This is a genomic window from Parafannyhessea sp., assembly GCF_051876455.1.
In the GTDB taxonomy this organism is placed as follows: Bacteria; Actinomycetota; Coriobacteriia; order Coriobacteriales; family Atopobiaceae; genus Parafannyhessea.
Genome location: NZ_JBJEHW010000200.1, coordinates 1 through 8,210 on the forward strand (window position 1 = coordinate 1; position 8,210 = coordinate 8,210).

At 67.4% G+C, this 8,210-nt stretch carries 6 protein-coding genes; 3 read left to right on the forward strand and 3 right to left on the reverse strand.

Annotated features, from left to right (window positions below; genetic code table 11):
- Together ACI38Z_RS08385 and ACI38Z_RS08390 are read right to left on the reverse strand one after the other, a co-directional pair.
- The coding region (locus ACI38Z_RS08385; RefSeq protein WP_439789742.1) for a GGGtGRT protein at positions 1-469 on the reverse strand (469 nt) is incomplete at its 3' end.
- Between the two features lie 18 nt (positions 470-487).
- Positions 488-1,180: an iron-sulfur cluster assembly scaffold protein gene (locus tag ACI38Z_RS08390; RefSeq protein ID WP_439789743.1), complete on the reverse strand. Its 693-nt coding sequence runs from the start codon at positions 1,178-1,180 to the stop codon at positions 488-490.
- A gap of 248 nt (positions 1,181-1,428) precedes the next feature.
- Here ACI38Z_RS08390 and ACI38Z_RS08395 point away from each other — a divergent pair, with 248 nt between their 5' ends.
- The 3 genes from ACI38Z_RS08395 to ACI38Z_RS08405 all read left to right on the forward strand — a co-directional run bounded on the left by ACI38Z_RS08395 (position 1,429) and on the right by ACI38Z_RS08405 (position 6,735).
- Positions 1,429-2,358 (forward strand): DMT family transporter, encoded by a 930-nt coding sequence (locus tag ACI38Z_RS08395; protein ID WP_439789744.1) that lies wholly within the window; start codon positions 1,429-1,431, stop codon positions 2,356-2,358.
- The gene (locus ACI38Z_RS08400; RefSeq protein WP_439789745.1) at positions 2,345-3,286 is read left to right on the forward strand and encodes a DMT family transporter; all 942 of its coding nucleotides are present in this window, start codon (positions 2,345-2,347) and stop codon (positions 3,284-3,286) included. The genes ACI38Z_RS08395 and ACI38Z_RS08400 overlap by 14 nt, the downstream gene beginning before the upstream one ends.
- Before the next feature lie 185 nt (positions 3,287-3,471).
- The gene (locus ACI38Z_RS08405; RefSeq protein ID WP_439789746.1) at positions 3,472-6,735 is read left to right on the forward strand and encodes an SNF2-related protein; all 3,264 of its coding nucleotides are present in this window, start codon (positions 3,472-3,474) and stop codon (positions 6,733-6,735) included.
- Positions 6,736-6,757: 22 nt separating this feature from the next.
- On the opposite strand, the gene ACI38Z_RS08410 is transcribed toward ACI38Z_RS08405, so the two are convergent.
- A complete protein-coding gene (locus tag ACI38Z_RS08410) occupies positions 6,758-7,984 on the reverse strand; it encodes an ATP-binding protein (RefSeq protein ID WP_439789747.1) in 1,227 nt (408 codons plus the stop codon).
- Positions 7,985-8,210: the final 226 nt, after the last annotated feature.

The following is an 8,210-nucleotide window of genomic DNA, read 5'->3' on the forward strand; positions in this document are numbered from 1 at the left end:
GGCCGTTCAGGATGACGCGGAGCGGCTTCTTGCGGGCCTTGTTGGCGTTGTTGGCGATGCCGATTGCGCCCTCGGCGGCCGCGAAGGACTCGTGACCTGCCAGGAAGCAGAAGCACTCGGTGTCCTCGCCCAGCAGCATGGCGCCCAGGTTGCCGTGGCCCAGGCCGACCTTGCGCTCCTCGGCGACGGAGCCGGGCACGCAGAACGCCTGCAGGCCGATGCCGATGGCGGCTGCGGCCTCGGAGGCGGTCTTCACGCCCTTCTTGACTGCGATAGCGCAGCCCAGGACGTAGGCCCACTTGGCGTTCTCGAATGCGATGGACTGAATGCCCTCGGTGATCTTGTAGGGGTCGAAGCCGAGGTCGGTGCAGATCTTGCGAGCTTCCTCAAGGTCAGCAATGCCGTACTCAGCGCAGGTCTTGTTGATCTTGTCGATGCGGCGCTCGTAGCCTTCGAACGTGATTGCCATGTGTATTCAGCTCCCTTCCTACTCTTTGCGCGGATCGATGACCTTGGCGGGGTTGTCCCACTGGCCGAAGCGGCCCATGGCGCCCTCGACGGCCTCCTTGGGATCGGTGCCGGCCTTGATGGCGTCCGTGAACTTGCCAAGGTTGAGGAACTCGAAGCCGATGATCTCGTCGTCGGCGTTGAGCGCCATCTTGGTGATGTAGCCCTGGGTCAGCTCGAGGTAGCGAGCGCCCTTGGCCTTGGTGCCGTACGTGGTGCCGACCATGGAGCGCAGGCCCTTGCCGAGGTCGTCGAGGCCGGTGCCAACGGGCAGGCCGCCCTCGGAGAACGCGGTCTGGGTGCGGCCGTAGACGATCTGGAGGAAGAGCTCGCGCATGGCGACGTTGATGGCGTCGCAGACGAGGTCGGTGTTCAGGGCCTCGAGGATGGTCTTGCCGGGGAGGATCTCGGCGGCCATGGCGGCGGAGTGGGTCATGCCGGAGCAGCCGATCGTCTCGATCAGGCACTCCTCGATGACACCCTCCTTGACGTTAAGGCTGAGCTTGCAGGCGCCCTGCTGGGGTGCGCACCAGCCTACACCGTGCGTGTAACCAGAGATGTCAGAGATCTGTTTGGCCTGGACCCACTTGCCCTCCTCGGGAATGGGCGCAGGACCGTGGTATGCGCCCTTGGCGACAGTGCACATACGCTCCACTTCTGCGGAATACTGCATGGTTCTCCTCTCCACCACATCAAGCGCGTCGGGCCTTGTCCCGCGCGCATCTGTCCGATGTGCGACCGGCCCATGCGGCCAGCCAAGCCCATTTTATGCCACGGGGCGGATGAGCGACCACAATACCTTCAACTTCGTCCGAAAATATCGCCAAGATGATGGTTGTTTCGGATACGTGGTCATTTTGTGACGAGAAGGTCGCGGCGCCGCGGCCGCGGCAGCCCCTTGGGTCCCGTATAATCTGCTGGATGACGCTTCCGAAGAACATACCGTCCTGGGCGTACGCCGCGGCCGTCGTGCTCACGACCGTGGCGTACGGCTCGTCGTACGTGGTGATGAAGGACGCGCTGCGCCACATGCCCACGTCGTGGTTCCTGGCGCTCCGCTTCGCGCTCGCGGCCGTGGTCCTCGCGCTTCTCTTCCGCGGGAGGATCGCGCGCTGCCTGGACCCCTCGCACGTGGTGGCGGGCGCCTGCGTGGGCGTGCCGGAGGCGCTCGGCTTCCTGCTGCAGAACCTCGGCCTCACGGGCACCACGCCCGGCCGCAACGCCTTCCTCACGGCCACGTACTGCGTGATGGTGCCGTTTCTGGCCTGGGCCGTGGAGCGCAGGCGCCCGGGCGCCAACAACGTCGCGGCGGCGCTCTTGTGCCTCGCGGGCGTGGGGCTGCTCTCGCTCGGGGGCACGCTGGGGCCGCGCCTCGGGACGGGCGACCTTCTCACCCTGGTCTCCGCGCTGGCGTTCGCCTGCAACATGGTGGCCGTGGGGCGGCTCGGTCGCGCGCACGACGCCGTGACGCTCACCTTCGTGATGTTCGTCGTGTCCGCGCTCGTGTGCCTGGCGTGGGCGGTGGCGCTCGAGCCCGTGCCCGCGGCCGCCGCGCTCACGCCCGCGTTCTGGCTCGAGGCCGTCTACATTACGCTTCTCTGCACCGTGTTCGGGCTCCTGGTGCAGAACGTCGCCCAGGCGCACCTGCCCTCGTCCGAGGTGGCGCTCCTGCTCTCGTTCGAGAGCGTCTTCGCCACGCTTTTCTCGGTCCTGTTCTACGGCGAGGCCGTCACGCCCTCGCTGCTGGCGGGCTTCGCGCTCATCTTCGGCTCCGTGCTGGTGAGCCAGTTCGGGGCGGGGCGGAGCCAGGTGCTCGAGCTCGAGGAGGAGGTTCGCGATGGCAGGCTCTAGCGAGGCGCGCGCCGGCGCGGCAGGGGGCAGGTGCGCGCCCGTCTGGGTGTTCGAGCTGGGGCTCCTGCTCACGGCCGTCATCTGGGGCGGGTCGTTCGTCGTGCTCAAGGACACGCTCGACGCGATGACGCCCATCTGGATCATCGCGCTGCGCTTTGGCCTGGCCACCGTGGCCATGTGCCTCGTCTTCCACCGGAGGCTGGCGCGCTACCTCGACCTCTCGCACGTGGTCGCGGGCGTGGCCATCGGCCTGCCGGAGGGGCTGGGCTTCCTCATCCAGAACGTGGGCCTCGTCGGCACCACGCCCGGGCGCAACGCCTTCCTCACGGCAACCTACTGCGTGATGGTGCCGTTCATGAACTGGCTCGTGACGCGCCGCCGCCCCGGGGCGAGCAGCGTGGTCGCGGCGGCCACGTGCCTCGCGGGCGTGGGCTTCCTGGCGCTTTCGGGCGAGAAGGGCTTCGGCCTTGGCGTGGGCGATCTTCTCACCCTGGTGTCCGCGTTCTTCTTCGCGCTCAACATCGTGGCCGTGGGGCGCTTTGGCGCGGCGCACGACACGATGGTCATCACGACGGTCATGTTCGCCGCGAGCTTCGTGCTGTGCCTGGCCGCAGCGCTCGCGCTCGAGCCCGTGCCGGACTTCGCGGCGCTGCCGGGGAGCTTCTGGCTGTCCATGGGCTACGTGGTGTGCTGCTCCACCATGCTGGGGCTCATCCTCCAGAACGTGGGCCAGCGGCACGTGCCGCCCGCGCAGGCCGCGCTCCTGCTTTCGCTCGAGAGCGTGTTCGCCGTGCTCTTCTCCATCGTGTTCTACGGGGAGACGGTCACGCCGCCCCTGCTCGCGGGCTTCGCCCTCATCTTCCTGGCGGTCACCGTGAGCCAGTTTGGCCCGGCGATCTGGGGGCGCCTGCGGATTGGGCGAAAATGACCGTGCCCGCGCGGCCCGAACACGCTACGCTAGAGAGATGCGGAACGACGGCCCGTTTCTTGCATAGTTGGCACCAGCGTCCTTATATTTGGCACCAACGTCTGAAAGCGGCTTGAGGGACCCTTGCGGTGCCCAGGCACGGGGAGCGGCCGCCCGGCACGCGTCGGCGCGGGGAGGTTCACTGGTTGATTTCCGAGAAGGCACTTTCCAAGGCATGCAGGCCCGCCATCCTGGGGCGCGCGAGGATCATCGCGCGGCGCCAGGACGGCATCTGGAAGCGCAGTTGCAGCTACGACGACTCGCTTACCAGGATCGAGGCGTGCGTGGAGAGCAGCTCCGGCTACCAGGACCACTACGAGGCGAGCATCACCGTGGACGAGGCGGCGGACCGCGTGGTCGACTACGACTGCACGTGCCCCGCGGCGCGCACCTACAAGGGCCCCTGCAAGCACAGCATCGCCCTCGCGCTGGACTTCAACCGCAACGCCCGCGAGTACGCGGGCTACAGCGAGCTCGAGCACGCCAGCACCTCCACCGTGCTGGGCGAGTACCTTGACAGGGCGTCCGTCCCGACGCCGCCGCGCGTCGGCGCGCTCACGGACCAGCTTTCCGGCAGCGTGCGGCTCGAGACCACGCTCAGCCGCGGGCACGACACCTTCGTGCACTTCAGGATGGTGGGCTCGTCCGGCTCCTACATCGTGCGCGACATCGGCACGCTCGCGCAGGACCTTCTGCAGGGCGCCTACCACGCCTATGGCAGGAAGCTCGCCTTCGTGCACGAGCCGCGGATGTTCGACGAGCTGTCGCGGCAGGTGTGCGAGTTCGTGGTGCGCGCCGTGCAGAACCGCAAGTCCTTCTCCGCGCACCGCGTGGCCGCGCGCGTGTACGGCATGTCCTCGGCCCAGCCCGAGCTCGGACGCGACCTCAGGCTCACGCCCCCCGAGCTGGACGAGCTCGTGGGCATCCTCATGGGCCACGAGCTGGAGGTCGAGTTCCTCTCGCCCGAGACGGGCCGCGTGAGCGTGCCCGCCCGCAGGGTGTCCGTGGCCGAGGGCGACCCGGACGTCTCCATGCGGCTGGTGGGCGCGGGCGACAACGCCTTCGAGCTCGAGCGCGGCGAGGACGTGGACTTCTTCGGCACGCCGGAGCACCTCTACGCCGTCACGGCTGACCGGCTCCTGCGCTGCACTGACCGGCTCCGCGCCATCGCGACGTTCCTCACCACGGTGTACTCCAGCCCCGACGGCAAGATCATCCTGGGCCAGCGCGACGTGCCGCGCTTCGCGGCGACGGTGCTGCCAAAGGTGAGCCGGGCCATGCGCGTGGACGTGCCCTCGCAGGTAAGCGCCCAGCTGCCCGACCCGCTGCACCTGGAGTTCGACCTCGACCACACCCGCGCCGGCGTCACGTGCCGCGCGTCCGCGGTCTACGGCGAGAAGCGCTACCCCCTGCTCGCGCGCGAGGTCGGGCCCGTGCGCGACCTCGGCCGCGACCTCGCGGGGGAGGCCGCCGCCCGCCAGGTCGTGGGGTCGTACTTCCCGACCAACGCGTCGGCGTCCTCCGGCGTGGCGACCATCCCGGAGCGCGACGGCGCCGCCATAGCGCGGCTCGCGTTCGAGGGCGTGGACAGCCTGCGCAGGATCGGCACCGTGCGCACGACCAGGGCGTTCGACGGCCTGGTGCGGCGCGAGGCACCGCGCGTGAGCGTTGCGCTCACCGTGCGCGCCAACCTCATCAACCTCAAGGTGAGCGCGGAGGACCTCCCGCTCTCGGAGCTGTACTCCCTGCTCGAGGGCTACCGCCGCCACGAGCGCTTCCACCGGCTGCGCGACGGCTCCTTCGTGGACCTGTCCGGCGCGGACCTGGGCGAGGCCGCGCGCCTCGCGGACGAGCTGGGCCTCACGGCGCGCGAGCTCTCCTCCGGCGACGTGCGGATCCCCAGCTACAAGGCCTTCCTGCTCGACCACATCATGACGGACGACGAGAAGGACGAGTCCTTCCGCTCGTACGTCGACAACTTCCGCTCCGTCGACCCCACCCGTTACGAGCCGCCCGCGACCATCGCGCCGAGGCTGCGCCCGTACCAGGTGGCCGGCTACCAGTGGCTGTGCGCGCTGTCCGACATGGGCTTCGGCGGCATCCTCGCGGACGAGATGGGCCTGGGCAAGTCGGTCCAGATGATCTCGTTTTTGCTCGCGCACCGCGGCAGGGGCACCACGCTCGTGGTGTGCCCAGCGTCGCTCGTGTACAACTGGGCGGCGGAGTTCGAGAAGTTCGCGCCCCAGATGGACGTGGCCGTGGTGGTGGGCACGGCGGCCGAGCGCAGGCGCATCCGCCGCGACGGCGCCCACGAGGTGCTCGTCACGAGCTACGACCTCGTGCGCCGCGACATCGAGGACTACGCCGACACGGACTTCTGGTGCGAGGTCCTGGACGAGGCCCAGTACATAAAGAACCACGAGACGCTGGCCGCCCGCGCGGTCAAGGCCGTGCCGGCGCGGCACCGCTTCGCGCTCACGGGCACGCCGATCGAGAACCGCCTGTCCGAGCTCTGGAGCATATTCGACTACCTCATGCCCGGCCTGCTCGGCGGCTACGAGCGGTTCCGCGAGCGCTACGAGGAGCCCATCCTCGCGGGCGACACGGAGTGCGCGGAGCGCCTGCGCGACGCGATAGGCCCCTTCGTGCTCAGGCGCCTCAAGCGCGACGTCCTGCGCGACCTGCCCGAGAAGCTCGAGCAGGTGGTCTACGCGCACCTCGAGGGCGAGCAGCGCCGCCTGTACCAGGCCCACGAGCAGGCGCTGCGCCTCTCCATCACGTCCAAGAGCGACTCGGAGTTCCGCCGCGGCAAGATCCAGGTGCTGGCCGAGCTCATGCGCCTCAGGCAGATCTGCTGCGACCCGCGGCTGGTCTACGCGGACTACACGGGCCCCTCGGCCAAGCTCGACACCATCTGCTCGCTCGTGGACCGCGTGGTCGACGCGCAGGAGAAGATGCTCGTGTTCTCGCAGTTCACGAGCTACCTCGACCTCATCGCGGACCGGCTCGACGCGGAGGGCGTGGAGTACTACACGCTCACGGGCGCGACCCCCAAGCAGCGTCGCGTCGAGCTCGTGAACGAGTTCAACAACAACGACGTCCCCGTGTTCCTCATCTCGCTCAAGGCGGGCGGCACGGGCCTCAACCTCACGGGCGCCTCCGTCGTCGTGCACGCCGACCCCTGGTGGAACGCCGCGGCGCAGGACCAGGCCACGGACCGCGCGCACCGCATCGGCCAGACCAAGGACGTGACGGTCTACAAGGTCATCGCGCGCGACACGGTGGAGGACCGCATCATGGCGCTGCAGGAGGCCAAGAGCGAGCTGGCCGACCAGGTCGTGGGCGAGGGCGGCGGCATGTCGCTCGGGTCGCTCCGCAAGGACGACCTCATCGAGCTTCTGGGGCTGTAGCGCGCATGGCGCCTCGGGGCGCTCAGATGTACCAGACGGGAATTGCCTGCACGTCTCGCGTGACGTAGTAGGGCTCTGGGGTCTGGCAGATCACGTTGCCAAAGCCGAGCTCATAGTCGGCAAGGTCTGCCAGGCACTGGAAGTTCCTCACTGCCTCTGACCCGACGGTGGCGCCGGCCTTTATCTCCACGGGATGCAGGATGTGTCCCTCCTGGATGACGAGGTCGACCTCCCGCTTCCTGGCGTCACGGTAGAACCATACGTCGTGGAGGTTCGCTCCCGCGTTCATGTACGACTTAAGTACCTCGGACACCACAAAGGTCTCGAACACGTGGCCCGCCATCGCGCCGCGGCTGAGCTGCTCCGCAGTGGTCCATCTCGTGAGCTGGCACACGAGCCCCGTGTCCATGAAGTAGATCTTTGGGGTCTTGGTGACGCTCTTTCCTATGTTGGGCCAGAAGGGCTGGAGGATCTTCACGATGCCAGACGCCTCGAGTACGGAAATCCACGCCGCGACCGTCTTGTGGCTCACGTCGATGGCGTTGGCGATGTCCGACGCGTTGAAGAGCTGTCCCGTACGCGCCGCGCAGGCGACCATGAAGTTGTAGAACTTGACCTGGTCCTTAACGTTTATGAGGTCGCGCACGTCCCGCTCAAGGTATGTGCTCACGTAGTCGCTGTAGAAGGAGTCCCAGTCGATCGAGGCGTCCTGCAGCTCCGGCATCGAGCCGCGGTGGATGACATCCCAGAGGGCCGGGAGGCTCTTGCCTTGGTCTGGCGACCTGGTGTCACTGGAATCGACCGGGCTCGGTATGAAGGGATGCGGGCCTCCGGCGTCGCCGGCAAGCTCTCTCAGACTCAGGGGAGGCATCTGGATGATCCTGATTCTTCCCGCAAGCGATTCGCTTACGCCTTTCATCAGGTGATACGTCTGCGAGCCGGTGAGGACGACGCGACCCCTCTCGTCGGACTGGTCCACGATCCACTTGATGGGCGAGAAGAGCTCCGGCACCCGCTGCACCTCGTCGATGATGAGGGGGAGCTGGTGCGTTTCGAAGAACAGTACGGAATCCTCCTTCGCGAGCGCGAAGTCGCGTGGGTTCTCCATCGACACGTAGCCGTAGTCGTCTCCCAGGTGCTCCCTGAGGACCGTCGTCTTTCCCACCTGTCGGGAGCCGGTTACCAGGACAACCTTCCCCTGCCTGAGCATGGCGTCGATTGTCTGCTCAACCTCGCGCCTGATGTACATGGAGCCGCCTCCCTGAACTTGGCGTCATCGTGCAGGCAAATGTCTCGATGGCGGGTGTCGATGGTTAAATCTGGAAGTACTATTACCAATTATAGCATTCATTCTAGCATCCACACCACGCGTGGGATTGCGTTCCCATGGATTGGAAGGGCGGACGGACGAGGCGCTCCCCGTTGTGTCGCGCTTGGTGTACCATGCACTCCTGCATGTCGTTTCCGCAGGCCAT